We start from the raw sequence: 18,400 nt of genomic DNA, 5'->3' as shown, positions 1-18,400 counted from the left end.
CATCTGTTCTTTTGAACCTGATACAAAAAAACTATCGGATTGGGCAATTATTGTCAAAACTTATCAGACTAAAGATAGATTTTTCAGTCAGGGCGTACAGCAGTGCGCCCCGACAACAGATAATTGGTGTTTGGCAAAGATTTCTTGAATTGGTATCACTTTTTGCTAAAGTATCTCAATTTCTGGATTGTATTACGCCGTGGCTTGCAAACTCGTCACCTGCTGAAGGTTTTATTTCTCAGTAGCCTCACATTTTGCTTGTGTTTGAGTCAGGTTTCTCTCTTATTTAGGCAGGTGCAACTGGGTGAAGTCGTTACCGCCCAAGAGACTGACTCGAAACAAGTCATACAGCAAGGGTTAACGCGTTATCAAACAGGAGATTTTCTTGGTGCAATTTCGTTATGGGAAGCAGCTATCAGCACTGATTCTCAATCTGAAGACAGGGTAGTAGTTTTAAAGTATTTGGTACGTGGTTATCAACAAGTCGGCCAAATTGAACGAGCGATCGCAATTCTCAATCAACTTATCACCTATTATCAACAAGTTGGCGATCGCCTTCAGCAAGGAAGAATACTCACCGAACTGGCGCAAGCATACAGCAACCAGGGGCAGCAACGTCAAGCGATCGCGCTATTATGTGGGGAAAATCAGCAAGAGCCAAACTGTAGCCCAGAAAGTGCTTTGAACATCGCCCGCAAATATACAGATAGCCTGGGAGAAGTCACGGCTTTAGGTAGTTTGGGTAATGCCCATCGTCTGCAAGGTGATTACGAGTCAGCGCTGAAATATTTTAAAATTCTGTTGACAAAAGTAGATAAAAATCAAGGTCAACTCTACGTTATTTCGGCCTTGAATGGTTTAGGAAATACTTACACCAACCTCGCACAAAGAGACTATCAGCGACTTGAGTTTGCTCAACAAGCAGCCGATAAAATAGCAATTGCAAAATTTGCTCGTAATGCTCGTCAATCAGATAGTAAAGCTATTAGCTATTTTGAAGAAAGCCTGAGTCTTGCAAGGAAATACAACGATCAGGTGAATGAACTGCGATCGCTCCTTAATTTATTCATTCCTTATCATCGTAGCCGCACAGATATATCCGTAGGCAATGCTCTTCAGCAAGCACTGAGTATATTCCAGAACATACCAGATTCTCGCGATAAAGCTTATGCAGCAATTCGGCTTGCCAGTTTATATCAATTGCTGAGATTACCTCCAGCATCTTTTAATCCTGAGTTAGCAAATCGCTGTGTAAGTAAAGATATACCTGTGGAAACTGTAGAATTATTTAAGCAAGCAATTGCGATCGCCCAACGTCTTAAAGATAAACAATCTGCATCCATTGGATTTGGGCGTTTGGGACATATTTATGAATGTCGCCAAGACTATCAGCAAGCCTTGAAACTGACGCAACAAGCCCAATTCATTGCGGGAATGCAAGAAAGCCGCTATTTGTGGGATTGGCAAGCTGGGCGGATTTTACAGGCGCAGAACAAAACTACTGAGGCGATCGCATCCTATGAAAGTGCAGTGAAAATTTTAAAAGAAATTCGCGGAGATTTAGCCAGCGCCAAGCGCGATTTCCAATTAGATTTTCGTGACACGGTTGAACCAGTATATCGTGAATTAACTCAATTGTATCTTGAGCAAGCACAAGAATCAAAAGATAAAAATCATCCAAAATCGATGGAGTCTGCTCTAGAAACTCTTGATAGTTTGCGTTTGGCAGAGTTAGAAAATTATCTAGGTGATGATTGTGCTTTACAAGTCATAGCTAAACCAGTAACAATAATCAATGAAAAAACTGCTGTTATCAGTACTATGATTCTGCGGAATCGAGTTGCTATTATCCTCAGTTTGCTCAATAAACATAGAAAATTTCAATCACAAATTTATTGGGTAAATACCAAAACCCTGGATGTAATTACAACTATAAATGAGCTACGTCTACAACTAGAAAAGCGCTCAGATTTAGCAAATAGCTATCAAGAAAAAGCCCAGCAAGTTTATGACTGGCTAATCAGTCCCTTTGCCGAACAGTTGCAAGATTCACAGATTGATACTTTAGTCTTCATTCAAGATGGAATTTTCCGGACTATTCCAATGGCGGCGCTTTATGATGGTAAGCAATTTTTAATTGAGCAGTATGCTATTGCTAGTACACTTAGTCTCAACTTAGTCGATCCGGCTCAACTTAATAGAAAGTCTCTGCGGGTTTTGGGTTTTGGTTTAACAAAACCTTCCGTAGTTGAGGGTCCAATATTTTTTGAACCATTAAACTATGTCAAAACAGAAATTGAGAAAATCACAACTATTTTTCCAGGGAGTCAAGGATTAATTGATGATGCTTTTAGCTTAGAACGCCTAAAAACAGAACTTACACAAAATGCATTTCCGATTATTCATTTAGCAACTCACGGAAAATTTGGCATTGATTCCCAGGATACCTATTTAGTAACTGGCAAGCAAATTGGGGAACAAGGAGAGTTAAGTGAAAACTCGAAAATGCAAACTTATAGGTATAACGAAAAGTTGACGATGAATCAGCTTTATCAGATGATTCGGGAAGTTCATCAAGGTCAAGCGCTAGAGTTACTCACACTTACAGCTTGTGAAACAGCAGCCGGAAGCGATCGCGATGCTTTGGGTATTGCGGGAATTTCTCTGCAAGCTGGCGCACGTAGCGTTGTCGCTTCTCTGTGGCAAGTGGATGATGAGTCTACAGCCCAACTGATTACCCAATTTTACCAAAATCTCCAGCAGGGAATGAGCCGAGCCAAAGCACTGCAATCGGCGCAAACAAAATGGCTGCAACAAAATCCAGGCGATCGCAATCATCCTGGTTATTGGGCAGCACTGATTCTTGTAGGAAATTGGTTGTAAAGACGCACATCTATCGCCCTTTGAACTCCCCAATCCAAAATCCAAAATCTAAAATTTAGAAATTTACCCTCCAACTCGCATTAATCTAGCGTTGCAAAGAATGAATTTCACTACCTCGTAACACCTCTTTCTCAGCATCATCTGTAGCAACTTGATCGAGTAAAGATACTCGTAAGTCTTTCAACCCAATTTCATCACTAGGAGAGGCGAAAGCTTCGCCGAAAGCGTCATACCAAAGATTTGCCTGTGCATATAACTTAGCCTGAGTCAGGCGATCGCTTGTACTTTCTACTTGTTTTTTTAAATTTGCTGGGATCGGTACAACTTCAATTTCCGACTCTGCAAAGAGATTACCGGAAGGACGGCTAGGATCGCAAACTAGTTCAACTTGCCAACGATAGCGCTTGCCAACCGTCAATTCTGGGATAGAGTTAGAAGGCGAAAGCAGCATAATCCCTGGAAAAGTTTTAAAGTTGTCGTCTTTGATTTCTTTAAGTAGTTTATAGCGATTATTTTCCTGCTCATATAGCCGAAATTCCATTGCCACAGCAGCCGCATCACGCACAAACCAGGCAAATGTGGGACGAGTAGAAATTGTTTTTCCAGAGTAGCTTGAGGGTGCAAGTAAAATCAGTGCTGGCACATTTGAGGGTGCTGGTTGTGTTGTTGTCCCGCATCCCCTACCTCCAGAGGATCTGCCTGTAGGGGGCGCTTTGTCGTCGGGCGGTGCTTTATCCTCTGCTATGACTGCTATAGGTAGCAGCGAAATTCCTACTAAAATAGCCGCGATCAATTTGTTAGCCATTAGTTTGGGTAAAATTTGCACAATTTGCTGAATCATGGCTGTTAAGGGGTAATTTTATGTTTAGCTAAAGGATTTTTGCGGACAAGAAATTGCCACCAAGGTTTGATTTCTCGCCATGTGAGTTCACAAATGACTCCTTGGGGTTGGGTTGGCGTAGTATCTACTATCGAGTATTGCGCCCCTAGATTGTGAGTTCGGCGTTGAAATCTACCGCCTAAGGATCTCGCTAAATCTCTGGCCTGATCTGTGCCTCGTCCATGTTGATGATGTTTAAATAAGAGGTTACCAACGCCGTTATCAATAATTTGCAGACTACACAAGTTTTTTTGGCGTGTACAAACTACATCCAAACGAGTAGCACCAATAGCGTGTTTACCTACATTACACAATGCTTCTTCTAGAAATCTGCACAAACCTTGCTTTTGATCGGCAGTAAGGTTGCAATCTTTTAGCGGTCTGAAATCAGGGGGAATGTAAGTTTTTATGGAGTCAAACCCTGGTAAATCTCGCATTAATGTATTCTCATAAACCTCATACAGCAATTCCACAATGGGAGTATACACATAGCGATTTTCGCCTGTGACAAGTTCTTGATTCATCGACTCGTAAACCGATCGCAATTCCTGATTGAGTGCTTGTAGTTGCGATCGCAATTTACTGGGTGAAACATCTTCATCCAGACTTCTCAGCATGGCGGCGATTGTTTGTAACGGGCCATTGTGAACAGCATCGTAAGTACGCTTGAGTGTCAAACTGCGCTGTTCGAGCAAAATTCTCGAATCTCGGTCAAAAAATGAGGTGGTTAATCCCGCTGCACACAATGCCAATAGTGCTGGCACCATAGGCACCCACCAGCTGAGAATTATTAGACCATAACAGATTGCCATCAGGCATATACTGCACAAAGCTAGACTAAAAAGCGTTTTCCAAGGAGATTGGAGTATTAAACCCAAGGCGATCCCCAGCAATCCCCATAGTAAAATCCAGAAATATTCCCAACCCTCTAGCCATGTGTGCAATAGTGGTCTGTGGTGAAGTACGGCGTTGATAATTTGACTGGTAGCGTGTGCTTGATACTCTACCCCATAAATTAATTGATACTGCTCTGTATCACCTAAGCCATCAGTTAGGACAGTATTTTTCGTTGCCGATGTCATAAATGTATCATTGACGCTAGCGGCAGTCATGCCAATAATCACAATGCGATCGCGCATCAATTCTGGTTTAACTTTACCTGTTAAAACATCTGTGAGCGAGACTATGGGGAAGGGATGAGGGTTACTGCGAAAATTAATTAATATTTGATTACCCCCTGCTTTTGCACCGACGTAGCTACCAGTATTTGTAGTAAAGCGGGGTAATTTAGTGTTACCAAACCAAATCGGATAATCAGCACGATTACCATGCTTGAGGGAAATCCCCTGCGATCGCAAGTATATTTTGGCTAAAAGCAAGGATAAAGAGTATTTAATTTCGCCAGAATCAACTCTTGTTGCTAACAAACAGCGCCGTAATTTCCCATCTGGATCGAGGATAGCATTAGCAATAGCGACACGATTCGTGGGTAATTCTGGGGGTGGTTTTACACTGAGAATAGATTGAGTATTAGAAGTTTCAATACCTACTAAATTAGAACTAGTTCGCAAAATTCTGCTGAATTCATCTCTATCTGAACCAACAGACAGATCCCGAAAAATATCTAAACCAATAGCTCTTGGTTGGTAACTTTGAATAATACTTAACATTTGAGCCAGATTGCGATCAGGGATCGGGTACTGCCCAACTAATTTAATATCATTTTCGTTAATGCCAATAATTACAATCTCTGGATCTACTGCTTCCTCTGGACGCAAGCGCAAAAAGTTATCAAACGCTATCCATTCTAAAAGTTGCACAGAACCAGTTAGCCGCGCGATCGCTACACAGCCAATCACTACCAATCCAGGTAGCGCAGCTGTACGCCAAATTTTCGCTTGCTGCTTGATTGTGTTCCACATTAGGAGGTCGGCAAAATTAAAGATAACTGGCTAGGTTTGTCATTTGTCATTTGTCATTTGTCATTTGTCATTGGTAAAGATTTCAAGCCTATTTAAGTTTAGTAATATAGTTTGGTTGATTTCTAGCGACTTAGTTAGCTAGTTAATTAATCCTAGTTTTCTGGCAGCAATTTCTATTTGAATTCGTAGTTCTTTATCGGGTTCATCGCAGACACCTAAAGCATCTTGAAGTCTAATCCAATAATTGCGGATAGTGCGATCGCTGACTTGCATTCGTTCGGCGATCGCTTTATCAGTTAGCCCTTCCTGAAACTTTAACATCAAAACTTCTAACCATTTGCGGTCAAATTCTGCACGGGAACGCAATTGAGGTGGTAAATAGATAGAACCTCGCAGCGCCAAATCAACCAACCGTACCATTTCCTTGATGGGTAACGATTTGTCCATTGCAGCGAAGCCACCTTCGTAAGCATTAATCATCGGTTTGAGCTGGACTAATGGCTTAATATTAGTGCTCAGTACCAGAATATTTGGAGCTAACTTACTTTCAATTAAAGCCTTGAGAAAATACATCCCTATTTCCGGGCTAGCAGGGGCATAAGGCTTATCTGGTAAGCTTAAGTCAATGACAACCAGTGTCGGATGATAAGATTCTATTTGCGTCCTGGCAGTTTGTACATCCTGCGCCGTGAGAATTTCAGCCGTTGGGTAAGTACGCTTTAAAGCTGGGACTGTACCTTCAAGAATTGCCTCATGATCGTCAATCACCAAAAAGAGTTGTTTGTCGGTATCGATTGCAGTTAGGCTCATAACTTATCACCCCCTTGACAAGGCTGCTTGATTAACTAGGGATAACCTTAGCGTATAGCGATCGCGTAAAAAATTCATTCCTTCTCAATGCAAGTTGATTTCCAAATTTGGCAAATCACACGCCAGACTTGGAACAGGGATACAGAGCGTTTTCGCCATCATCCCGGTTTTTCTGGAAGATATTTCGCAATTTCTGCAACTAGCTCCTTCAAACTTACAGGTTTTGCCATGTAGCTATCTACACCAACAGCTAAGATTTGTTCTCTATCCGATCGCATGGCAAAGGAAGTCAAAGCAATAATCGGGATTTGAGCAATATTAATATCGGCGCGAATTTGGCGAGTTGCTTCTAAGCCATCCATTTCTGGCATTTGTACATCCATCAAAATTAAATTTGGTCGTTGTGCTTTGGCGATCGCAACTGCTTCTACACCATTATTGGCTAGTACAATCCGGTAGCCGTAAGCCTGTAAATATTGAGTAATAGTTAGCACATTGGCTTCATTGTCTTCAGCGAGGAGAATTAAGGGTTGAGAAGATGCGGGGTGATTTCTCGTCTCTGTCGCGGCTTCTGTCTCCATCTCAACTTCTGCGATTTTCTGTACCTCACTCTCTTTCCACGGAAGTGTAATTGTAAAACGGCTACCTTTACCAACTTCGCTCTCAACAGCTATACTGCCGCCATGTAGTTCTGCAATCCGCCTTACTAGAGATAAACCTAAGCCAGTACCAGCATAACGCCGAGTATAAGAACTTTCTACTTGAACAAAGGGTTGAAATAAATTGGCTAAATTTTCCGGTGAAATTCCAATCCCAGTATCTACAACGTGAAATTGAATTGTCTGAATTTGATTGTTGGTTGCATCTGTTTGGGTTTGCACTTCTAGGTAAACTTCGCCACCATCGGGAGTAAATTTCACGGCGTTACTGAGCAAATTAATCAGTAATTCCCGGAATCGGCGTTCATCAACAACAATTTCGCCAATATTTTCCGGTATTCGCGCATTCAGCTTGATATTTTTCTTGAATGCTTGTTGTTTGACAAAGGTAAGACTATATTCACACAATCCACGCACAGAGCTAGAAGATAATTCTAGTTCCATCTTCCCTGATTCAATTTTGGCCAGGTCGAGGATATCGTTAATCAGTTCTAATAAGTGTTTACCGCTACGTTCTAGTGTATTTAATGACTTTATCTGTTCTGCTGTTAGCGGCCCGCATACCTCATCTTGCAGGGCTTCTGTAATCCCTAAAATAGCGTTGAGGGGAGTCCGCAATTCGTGGCTCATATTCGCCAAGAAAGTACTTTTGGCAAGGTTAGCAACTTCCGCAGCTTCTTTGGCTTGGCGTAAAGCCACTTCAGCACGTTGGCGATCGCATACTTCCAAGGTTAAGGCGACAAAGTCTGTAATTGACCCAGCAAAGTTTTGTTCGCTGAGTTTCCATTGACGCTGAATACCAACCTGTTCGTGAAACACCATTCCCACGACTTCACCGCCAACCCAAATCGGCGCATCCATCAAAGAAACAATGTTTTCGGGTTCTAGGAATTCCTGCCAAAATTCTTGGACTCGTGGATCGTTGCGAGTGTCATGAACAGTTAAAGTTCTGGCGCTGGCGAGTGCTTGGAAATATACAGGATAATTTGCTCGGTTGCGTTCTAAACCTGCGGAATGTCTATTTTTACTATTTTCGTAGAGGTCGAGACATTGTAATTTAGTGCGATCGCTACTATAAAGCCAAATGCTAACTCGTTCTACTTCTAAAGCTTGGGCGGCTTTCTCTGTAATCAGTTGACATGCAGTTGTCAAATCTCCTTCCGAAATTGCCCTATGATTTGCCAATTCTGCCAAAGCGCGACTATGTTGGCGCAATTGCTGCTCATTTTGGATACGTTCTTGAATTTCCTGCTGTAATTCTTGAGTTCGCTGTTCAACTCGCAATTCCAATTCTTCAAAAGATGCTCGTAACTGCTGAGACATCTGGTTAAAAGAATGAGCTAAAATTTCTAATTCTGTAATTCCTTCGACGATCACTGTTGATTCTTCCTCATGAGGAAAATCGGCGTTGCTGGCTGTGTCAGCTAAAGCTTGAGCCGCACGACTCAAGCGCAGCACAGGTTGAGCAATCCAGCGAGTTGTGAGAATTCCTAGGGCTGTAGCTAATGTGAAAGCTCCGAAGCATAGCAGAATAGTAATTTGGGTATGGCGATTGATTTGCCCCATAAAGTCGGCTTCGGGGACAACCACCGCAATTAACCAGTCGATATTGGCTTGACTGTGAAACGGCTCGATTTCGAGAAACTGCCGTTTACCTGCGAAAGAAAATTCTAATTCCTGTAAACTATTGATTTGATTCAGGTTGCCAAATTTACTGGCTAAATATTTTGATGTAGCTTGAGTTAAGGAATTACTACTCTGGGATGCGGCTAGTCTTACGGTTCGACCACCTTTGAGTATAAAGGGTTGTTCCCCTGTGGAAGCTGCTACTAATAGTCCCGATCGCTCCAAAATAAAAATCTGTCCCGATTTACCTACCTTGATGTTTTGTAAGTGCTTACCAAGTTGGGATATTTGCGCCAGTGTACTGTTAACACCCAGTAATTTACCTTGGGAATTGTAGATGGGTACAGATGCACTGATGCGTAGTGTTTTTTCTGTAATCGGGGCGTAGATGTGACTAAAGCTGAATTTGCCTTGCTTAACTGCTGTTTGATAAAAAGGATGCGATCGCGGATCGAAATTTTTCACTACTTCTGGTAATTGAGTGCGCTGACCTTTACTATTAATTTTGTAAAAATATAGGTTGTAATTGCTTAATTTTCCTGACTTTTTGACTAAAAATTCATGATTATTTAGCTTTTCTACCGATAAATGTTCTCGCTGTTCATTACTAATAGCAACGGCGACAGCAGGCGGAAAAATTTCCAATTGCTGCATTAAATATGGTTCCCAAGCACTGATATCTTGCATATTTAATAGCCCAAAGTGCAAGGCATTTTGGTTAGCATCCAGTACTTGATGGGGAGTAGCTAAAAAATTTTGCAAGTCTTGTTTTACTCGGTTAGCGATTCCCTGGCGTAACTCGCTAGCTACCTCATTGACAGCCCTTTGCCCATTACGGAAAGATAAATACCCTGTCAATCCTACCGCCAAGGAGATTTGCAAAACAAAGGGCACCACAAGAACTCGACTGAGGGGTACGCTTTTTACCAGGCTTGAAAGTCTACCCTTCCAGGAATTTTGGCTCATCAGCTGACTTAACTCCCGTTTTCAATTCCTCCTAGTGCTTTGATTGTCGCTCGTTCTGCCTCTGTTAAGCCAGCTATTCCCGTAATATTTAGACTTTCGTATGGTCTATTTGCTCGCAAAATTTGTAGACAATCACCAGTATTCACACTCCACAGCCGCAAAGTTTCATCCGCACTGCTACTTGCTAAGGTTTGCCCATTTGGGCTAAAAGCTACAGATAACACTTGGCTGGTATGCGCGCGCCATGTCTTAAGACATTTACCTGTATTCACAGCCCAAAGTTTGATGGTTTGATCGGCACTGCTACTAGCAAGAATTTGCCCATCTGGGGTGAAACTTAGCGATAAAACTTGATTAGTATGTTCTTGCAGAGTTTTTAAACATTTTCCTGTTTTTAAATCCCAAATTCTGATGGTTTGATCGGCACTAGCAGTGGCGAGAATTTGCTCAACGGGACTGAAAGCCACAGCTAAAACTGCATTACTGTGTCCTTGAAGAATTTGCAGACATTCCCCAGTTCTCAAATCCCAAATTCTGATGGTTTGATCGGTACTAGCAGTAGCGAGAATTTGCTCAACAGGACTGAAAGCTACAGCTAAAACTGCATTATTATGTCCTTGGAGAACATCGATACACTCTCCTGTTTCACTATCCCAAATTCTCGCGGTTTGATCTGCGCCACCGCTAGCCAATAACTGCCCACTGGGGCTAAAAGCCACTGAACAGATTGTTTCTTGGTGTTCTGTTAATGTTTTACTACATTGCCCAGTTTCGATATCCCAAAGTTTGATGGTGTGGTCAGCACTACTACTGGCTAAGATCCCCCCAACCCCCCTTAAAAAGGGGGGCAGGGGATGAAATGCGATCGCTAAAATATGATTTGTATGCCCAGCTAATGTTTTAATACATTGCCCAGTTTCAATATCCCAAAGCCGAATTAACTGGTCATGGCTACCACTGGCCAGAATTTGCGGATTAGTGGTAAAAGTAACAGCTGCTATCTGATTGGTATAGCCCTGCAATGTCCTCATACATTGCCCAGTAGCTGTATCCCATAGCCGGATTAACTGGTCATCTCCACCACTGGCAAGCACTGCACTATCAGCATTAAATACTACTGTCCGCACCCAATTTTCATGACCTGACAAAACCCTCAAACATTGCCCTGTATTAACATCCCATAACCTGATAGTTTGATCGGCGCTACTGCTAGCAATCATTAATCCATCTGTACTAAAACTCAGCGATAAAACTGGGCGGTTGTGTCCTTGTAATGTATTAATGCACTGCGCTGTTTTGATGTCCCAAAGTTTCACTGTACAGTCATCACTACCACTGGCTAAGATATTACCTGGGCTAAACGCAAGACACTGGATAGCTTGGCGATGTCCATATAAAGTTTGTAGACATTTTCCGGTTTGTGTATCCCACAATCTGATGGGTTCATCTATACCCGTGGTTGCCAAGAGTTCGCCATCAGCACTCAGTGCAACAACTGGAATTTGATTGCTTTCCTCTTGTAGGGTTACTAAAGATTTCCCTGTGGTCATATCCCACAAACTAATGCTTTGATTTCTACCCCGAATGACAAGAATATTACCTGCGGCGGTACAAGCGATCGCCAAAACTTGGCTAGTATACCGTTGTAAAGTTCTCACAGCTTGACCAGTCTTCACATTCCAAAACTTAATTGTCTGGTCTTTACTATGAGTAATTAAAGTTTGACCATCATCACTGAAACACAAAGATTTTACAGGCAGCGTATGACCTTTCAAACTCAAGTGCAATTGAGCATTAGCAATCCGCCACAGATGCACCTCACCATTATCATCACCCGTCGCTAAAATTTCCCCATCTGGGCTAAATGCTGCTGATAAAACGCTGCCAAAAATTTGCGTAAACACTGATTTCGAGAAGTTTGCATGAGCAAAATTGACGCGGTATAGTGTTACGCCTCTCAGGTCAGCTTGCCAAATCGGTAAATGGGAAAAATCGTAATCAGTTAAATCAGCACCTAAATGATGCAACAAATTGAGGATATTTCCAGCTAAATAGCCAGATTCTAGGGATGCTTGCTCGCGCTGGGTATTCAAAATATGCATTAATTGTTGTGCGATCGCTTTTTTGCTGCCCAATTGCCGCAACAATTCTGCGATTACTAGCTTGACAATTAATCTAATTTGTGCATCTCGAATGTAATCTTTCGCCGTCGCCTTCAGAAAGGCGTGGGTTATGAGAAAAGTAGCACGGCTGTGCGCCCCGGTAATAATTTCCGCAGACACCTGTTCCACAAACTTCTCTGTTACATACTCCATAATCACAGGTTGTTGCGTAAACCCGCTCGGGCTTTGTTCCATCAAGGAACGCCGGAGTATGGATTCCACCGCTTCTAAAAGTTGGTGTTTGAGTAGCTTCGGATAAATATCATCTTCCAGTTCATACAGCAATGCGCCTTCGCGGTTAATTGCTAGCCAGTACATGACACTTTTTTCAATTTCAGTTAGGCGTGCAAACTGCTGATTTAATAAGGCGCGAATGCTATTGAAACTAGAAATACCAGCTGCGAGAAATGCTGTAACATCACCAGCAAACAAATCTTTAATTGCAGTAGCGACGATTTTTAAGGCTAGGGGATTTCCACTGTATAAATCTATTAATTGCCGACTTTCTTGCTCAGAGACAGACAAGCCCTTAATTGTGAGAATTTCCTGAGCTTCTGTATTTAGCCCTGTTAATTGGAGCGATCGCACAGGTAAAATTTCTCCAGATAAGGCCGCAATTTCATCAGGCTTTTCGCGACTAGTAACCAGCAAACAACTACGGTGGGAAACTTCGCCTACACGCCGCAGCAATTCGCCATACCCTTCATACTCTGGCTGAAAACTCCCTGCATAAGTACCATCTTGCATCAAAGTTTCCAGATTATCTAAAACCAACAAACAGCGATGCTGACGGAGATATTCTATTAACTTAGAAAGCCTACCTGCTGTTGTTCCTGGTAATTCAGCCGCCTGCTGTGAAGATAAAAATTTGAGTAAATCATCTAGCAACTCTGATAAAGGAGGCGCATTGCGTAAACTTCGCCACACCAAAAACTCAAACTGGTCTTGAATTTCCTCCGCCAGCTTAGTTACCAATGTTGTTTTACCAATCCCACCGCTACCTAAAAGCGCCACTAACCGACACTTATCATTCAGTACCCATTGCTGTAGCGTCGCCACTTCTGCCGAACGTCCACAGAACAAAGTTACATCAACAGCTTCACCCCAATCAGAGTGGAGTGCTGAATTCTCAGTTCTTAGTTCTGAGTCGGAAGATAAGGCGGGAAGTGTTTCGCTTGTGCCTCTGTTATCCTGATCCGTTGGGCTGATTTCTAGAACTCGCCTTGCACCTGTGTAGTCTTCCAGCTCTAGTTGTAAATTTACAGCTTTAAACACCAGAGCGATGGAATCTTTATCAACGCCCTGACATCGTAGAATTTTGCGAATTGTGGCTGGGTGTAAACCTTGTCCTTCAACTAATTGAGAACGCCGTACCAATTCTTGAACGGCATAGCGCTCAATTTCTAGCTGAAGTATCCGATTTTGCAGTTTTGCTTGTCCTGTGGGACTCAGGACTACACCTCGACTTCGTTGTCCTGTGGGCAAATCCATTGCTGATATTCGGTCGGGTCAACTGCAATATATCACTTCTAGTGTTGTTGTAGGAGTGTATGGTCAGGGCGTACAGCTGTACGCCCCTATAGTATTTCATTACAGATTCAGATAATCTAATTTTGGTATTGCTGAATTATGGGATGAAATTTAACGTATTGAAATTTAAAACTCCTTATTCTTTGTGCGTCTGTGCGTGTTAGGGTAGCCCGATAAATCATCCCGCATTTATGCAACGCCATAATTTTTTATTTCTCCCCCTGCTCCTTGCCTAATCTAAGTTCCTTAATTCCCACTCAAGCTGATGAGTAAGCCTATCAAGACAATTACGGTCACAACAATATAGGTGGTATCTCGCTGTCGCATAAAAGCTAATAATGAAAAGCCGACTCTCGCAACCGGAGTAAGGATTAATAATAGTAATCCTAGTTGAATGATGCCGCGACGACGACCGAGAAAAGCCGCCTCCGCGACTGCTCCAGGGCTGCGAAAAGCAGGAGGTTCACCGTGAAAAATTTGATAATTAGGAGTCTCACTACCATGACGAATTAAGTACAAAACTCCACCAATAAAAACTATAGCAGTAGCAATAATTACGCCATATCTTAAAAGGTTGCCAACTAATATTTCAAATTGCCTTTCGCTAAAGTTTTGTCTATGGGCTGGCATATTAAATTCCCCCAGTTATACCGTTATAAATCATTTGAATTCCTAAAAGCGAAATCACGATACTAAAAATAATTCTTAAAATTCCTACTTTCACTCTGACTAATACTTTTGCTCCTAACAATGCACCTAAAAGTACACCCAACATTACGGGCATTGCTAAACCTGGATCGATATAACCTCGTTTTAAATAAACTCCGGCACTAGCGGCGGCTGTCACCCCAATCATAAAATTGCTGGTGGTGGTAGAAACCTTAAATGGAATCCGCATAAATTGATCCATTGCTAATACTTTCAGTGCGCCGGAACCAATACCCAATAAACCAGAAAGGATACCTGCACCAAACATCAGACTAAAACCAGTTCTGACAGCACGGACGTTATAAGCTTGTTCGCCTTCAGGTGTTGGGTAAGTGCTATTTAAGCGCAAACGAGTTGCTAAGGGGTCAGGAGGTTGATTTTCTTGTCGTTCTGAGTGGGGTAGACGTGAGAGGTAGGCGCTGTAAAGTAAGATAATGCCAAATACCACAGCTAATATTCTAGTAGGAGTATAGGCGGCAATAATTGCTCCTGCGATCGCACCAAATGTAGTTGCAACTTCCAAAAACATCCCCAACCGAAGATTTGTATAACCTTCTTTCACATAAGCAGAAGCAGCGCCGGAAGATGTGGCAATTACAGATACTAAAGAAGCACCAATTGCATAATGAATATTAACGTGAAAAATCAAAGTTAATAAGGGAACTAATACTACTCCACCCCCTAAGCCTGTCAATGCTCCTAAAAACCCGGCAGTGGTAGAACCAAGCCACACCAATAAAGTAAATTCTAGAATATTCAAGTAATATCACCTTCCCTATTAATCAGAATCGCTTTTTATGAACAATTTCTCTACTTTTCCCAATTCCTTCTTAACTTATGAACAAAAATTGCAAGTTCTGGGAACTAAATCAAAATATTGACGATAAATAGACTAAAAATTCTTTCTAGTGACAAATGACAGCCGTAGCCTATCTCTTTAATTGCACCGCCTACTCATACCAATAATTGATATTTTTCTTGAGCAAGATTGTAGAGAGGTCGCCAAATCAAACGATTGGTTAATACTACTAACAGGGACATGATGATAGTTGAAGCTAACAGCAGAGAAAAATTGCCTGTAGCTGTTGCATGAGAAATTGTTGCACCTAATCCATCAGTACTAATTACTCGCCCTTGAAATGTGACATATTCGCTCACAATACTGGCATTCCAAGCACCACCAACAGCAGTAATAATGCCTGTAATTAAATAGGGAAAAATGGCAGGTAAAATTAAAGTTTGCCAGCGTTGTAGAGGGGACAGTTTATATACCCAAGCGGCTTCAATCAGGTCTGAGGGAATAGACTGCGCCCCAGCAATGACATTAAATAGGATATACCACATTGTTCCTAACATCATCAGCGCGATCGCACCAATCTGCAAACCGCCAGCAATACGGGTTAAACCTAATAGCAGCACGGGAAATAAAGCTGTAGCCGGGACAGAGGCGGCGATTTGTACCAATGGTTGCAATACTTGCGCTAACCGTCGATTGCGTCCTATGGCGACTCCCACAGGTACAGTCCACAATAGGGATAAGATTAAAGCAACGATTACCCGCAAGGCTGTCAAGGCTGCACCTTTAATTACCTGTAGCCAATCACCCCAACCTAAAGTCCGTAACAGTAGTACAGCTTCCCAAGTACCCCACAGAACAATTAAGGTAAAACCACTTACAAATATCCAATTGAAAAAATTTGGTAGATTCAGACGACCTTTAGCATTGACAGGTACAGGACGCACGGGAAATGAGCGAATTAAACTGTCGTCTATAGCTGATTGTAATGGCTGAACAACCTTTTCGCTAATTGCGCGTAAAGTAGGCGATCGCCTGATCGTATCTAATACCCACGATTGGGGTGCATTTTCTGTCTCCACCATCTCTAACTTAAATTTTTCTGCCCAAGCAATCAAAGGTCGCCAGACAAAAAAATCAGTGGCGACAATCACCCCAATTAGCACTACCAAGCCCCAAAATATAGCAATAAAATCTCCCTTGTTGGCGGCTGTACCTAAAAAAGAGCCTAAGCCAGGTAAACGAAAATCTTTATTACCTAAAGTAAATGACTCAATTGCAATTAAAAAAAACCACCCTCCAGCCACCGACATCACACTATTCCAAACTAAACCAATCGCGCCAGATGGTAACTCTAATTTCCAAAAACGTTGCCAAAGATTAAGCCGATATACCTCTGCTGCTTCTAATAATTCTCGCGGAATACTTTGAAGAGACTGGTAAAAACTAAAAGTCATATTCCAAGTCATTCCCGTAAAAATTAGTAAAATTGCTGCCATTTCTACACCAATTCTTTGCCCTGGAAATAAGGAAATTAAAGCCAATACTACACCCGGTAAAAAAGATAATACTGGAATTGATTGCAGAATATCTAACATTGGAATTAAAATCCGTTCAGCAACTCGGGAGCGATAAGCAGTATAGGCATAGATGAGGGTAAAAATTAGGGAGAAAAAGTAAGCTAGTCCCATCCGAATTAAGGTTTGGCTTGTATATCCAGGTAAAGCATTAATATTTGTAGAAATTGTCAGTTCAGGTTGAAAAGCACCGCTAAATTGAGCGCTAGTTCTGATAATTAGCACAATCAAGGAAATAATCGCTAGAATCAGCAATCCATCTTGCCAAGTCCAATTGTTACGTCCCGGAGTTTTGTTAGCAGGAGTGAGAGGTCGAGTCATGTCGCTTTGCTCCGAATTCAAAATTCAAAATTCAAAATTCAAAATTAGACTCCCCATAAATTTAGGGGCTTGTACATCAAGGAATAATTGGTCATAAAATTTCCCAGTGGGAAATGCAGGGATGAAAAGTAGCGCCGGAGCAACTGGAGGTAGGGTAGCAGAAAAACAAATGACAAATGACCATTGACTATTGACTAACAGCAACCTGCTCTAGAAATATTTGTCCAGATGGCTCATCGTAGCCGTAGATTTCGGCATAACGACCCCAATCAACAGCAGTTTTTAATTGATGCTGTGCTTCTTCTGGGCTAAAGTGAGTTTCTAGGATATCTAAAATTAATTCTTCGGGAATGCGTTGATTATTTTTCGCTTCTAATAGACGGTAAATTTGTTGTACTAAGCGAATATGAGTTAAAAGTTGCGATCGCACAATTTGTTTGCGTTCATCAATACCGCCATTAATAAATTCTTGAGCGATTGCTGTCAGACTAATATCACCTTCTGCCAGTTCTACAAAATCCATTAATTTTGCAGCTTCGACAATTGGTAAAATATCATCTACCTCTAGTTGTAATTCTTGAGCAAGTCGATATAAATCTTTTTCTTGACGGTCTTCTAATAATTCCAATAACCCAGCAATCGAACCAATTCGCACTGCTGGTAAAGACTGGTATTTTGGCTGTTGTGTCGCAGCTTCTACAGAGGGAGTTGCAGGTGTTTCAATTTTATCTAGATCGGGGTTAGTGATGATTGTATACACTTGATCTACCAAGGCTTGAAAGCTTGGGTGTTTGCGATCGCGGTAATGAGGTAAACTCACAGCTAAATCAGCACGGATTCTCCCAGGATTGCGTCCCAAAACAATAATCCGATCCGCCAAAATTACCGCTTCCTCAATCCCATGTGTCACAATCAGGACGGCTTTGGTAGGTATGCGACGTTCTAACCACAAATCCAATAATTCAAACCGCAAGTTTTCTGCTGTCAATACATCCAAAGCTGAAAATGGCTCATCCATACATAACAATTCTGGTTCTACAGCCAAAGCCCTAGCAAACCCCACACGCTGACGCATTCCCCCAGAAAGTTCTTTTGGATAGGCATTTTCAAATCCATCCAACCCGATAATATCAATCATCTGTAGCGCCTTGGTTCGCCGAGAATCTGGCGGTTCTCCTTTAGCTTTTAAACCGAGTTCCACATTCTCTAATACAGTTAACCAAGGATAAAGAGCAAAGCTTTGAAACACAATTGCTACCCCAGGATTTAAACCGACAAGAAGGCGATTATGATACAAAACTTCACCTTGACTGGGAGCAATTAACCCAGCAATTATCCGCATTAAAGTAGATTTTCCTGAACCCGAAGGCCCTAGCAAAGCTACTATTTCTCCTGGACGCAACTCAAGATTGATTTTTTCCAAAATGACTATTTGCTGTCCGTTGGGTTGCTGATAAGATTTTCTGACATTTTTCAGAGCAATTAGGTTTTCGGTTGCTTTATTAACTACCACGATGCTTATGGTGAGGAACTAATTAAATAGAATCTCATGCTGAGGTT

At 41.9% G+C, this 18,400-nt stretch carries 10 protein-coding genes; 1 reads left to right on the top strand and 9 read right to left on the bottom strand.

Annotation, left to right across the window (positions count from 1 at the left end):
- Positions 1–162 precede the first annotated feature (162 nt).
- Positions 163–2,883: a CHAT domain-containing protein gene (locus tag AACU32_RS40030; RefSeq protein WP_339378647.1), complete on the top strand. Its 2,721-nt coding sequence runs from the start codon at positions 163–165 to the stop codon at positions 2,881–2,883.
- 85 nt (positions 2,884–2,968) lie between these two features.
- Here AACU32_RS40030 and AACU32_RS40025 read toward each other — a convergent pair whose 3' ends face one another.
- The 9 genes from AACU32_RS40025 to AACU32_RS39985 all read right to left on the bottom strand — a co-directional run bounded on the left by AACU32_RS40025 (position 2,969) and on the right by AACU32_RS39985 (position 18,353).
- Positions 2,969–3,724: a DUF928 domain-containing protein gene (locus AACU32_RS40025; protein ID WP_096607737.1), complete on the bottom strand. Its 756-nt coding sequence runs from the start codon at positions 3,722–3,724 to the stop codon at positions 2,969–2,971.
- A gap of 5 nt (positions 3,725–3,729) precedes the next feature.
- Positions 3,730–5,685: a sensor histidine kinase gene (locus AACU32_RS40020; RefSeq protein WP_096607736.1), complete on the bottom strand. Its 1,956-nt coding sequence runs from the start codon at positions 5,683–5,685 to the stop codon at positions 3,730–3,732.
- Between the two features lie 138 nt (positions 5,686–5,823).
- Positions 5,824–6,495, bottom strand: a complete 672-nt coding sequence (locus tag AACU32_RS40015; protein WP_096607735.1) for a response regulator transcription factor — start codon at positions 6,493–6,495, stop codon at positions 5,824–5,826.
- Positions 6,496–6,653: 158 nt separating this feature from the next.
- The gene (locus tag AACU32_RS40010; protein ID WP_096607734.1) at positions 6,654–9,746 is read right to left on the bottom strand and encodes an ATP-binding protein; all 3,093 of its coding nucleotides are present in this window, start codon (positions 9,744–9,746) and stop codon (positions 6,654–6,656) included.
- Positions 9,747–9,754: 8 nt separating this feature from the next.
- Positions 9,755–13,399 carry an NB-ARC domain-containing protein gene (locus AACU32_RS40005; RefSeq protein ID WP_096607733.1) on the bottom strand — a complete coding sequence of 1,215 codons (3,645 nt, stop codon included), beginning with the start codon at positions 13,397–13,399 and terminating at the stop codon, positions 9,755–9,757.
- A 285-nt stretch (positions 13,400–13,684) separates the two neighbouring features.
- A complete protein-coding gene (locus AACU32_RS40000; protein ID WP_096607732.1) occupies positions 13,685–14,068 on the bottom strand; it encodes a DUF1634 domain-containing protein in 384 nt (127 codons plus the stop codon).
- 1 nt (position 14,069) lies between these two features.
- The gene (locus tag AACU32_RS39995; protein ID WP_096607731.1) at positions 14,070–14,906 is read right to left on the bottom strand and encodes a sulfite exporter TauE/SafE family protein; all 837 of its coding nucleotides are present in this window, start codon (positions 14,904–14,906) and stop codon (positions 14,070–14,072) included.
- Positions 14,907–15,100: 194 nt separating this feature from the next.
- Positions 15,101–16,840: an ABC transporter permease gene (locus AACU32_RS39990; protein ID WP_096607730.1), complete on the bottom strand. Its 1,740-nt coding sequence runs from the start codon at positions 16,838–16,840 to the stop codon at positions 15,101–15,103.
- A 187-nt stretch (positions 16,841–17,027) separates the two neighbouring features.
- Positions 17,028–18,353, bottom strand: coding sequence for an ABC transporter ATP-binding protein (locus tag AACU32_RS39985; protein WP_096607729.1), 1,326 nt, complete (start codon positions 18,351–18,353; stop codon positions 17,028–17,030).
- Positions 18,354–18,400 lie beyond the last annotated feature (47 nt).

Origin of the sequence: Calothrix sp. NIES-2100, from assembly GCF_963875285.1 — a bacterium.
In the GTDB taxonomy this organism is placed as follows: Bacteria; Cyanobacteriota; Cyanobacteriia; order Cyanobacteriales; family Nostocaceae; genus Aulosira.
The sequence above is the reverse complement of the archived record's forward strand: the minus strand, read 5'-3'. Positions and strand labels throughout refer to the sequence as shown.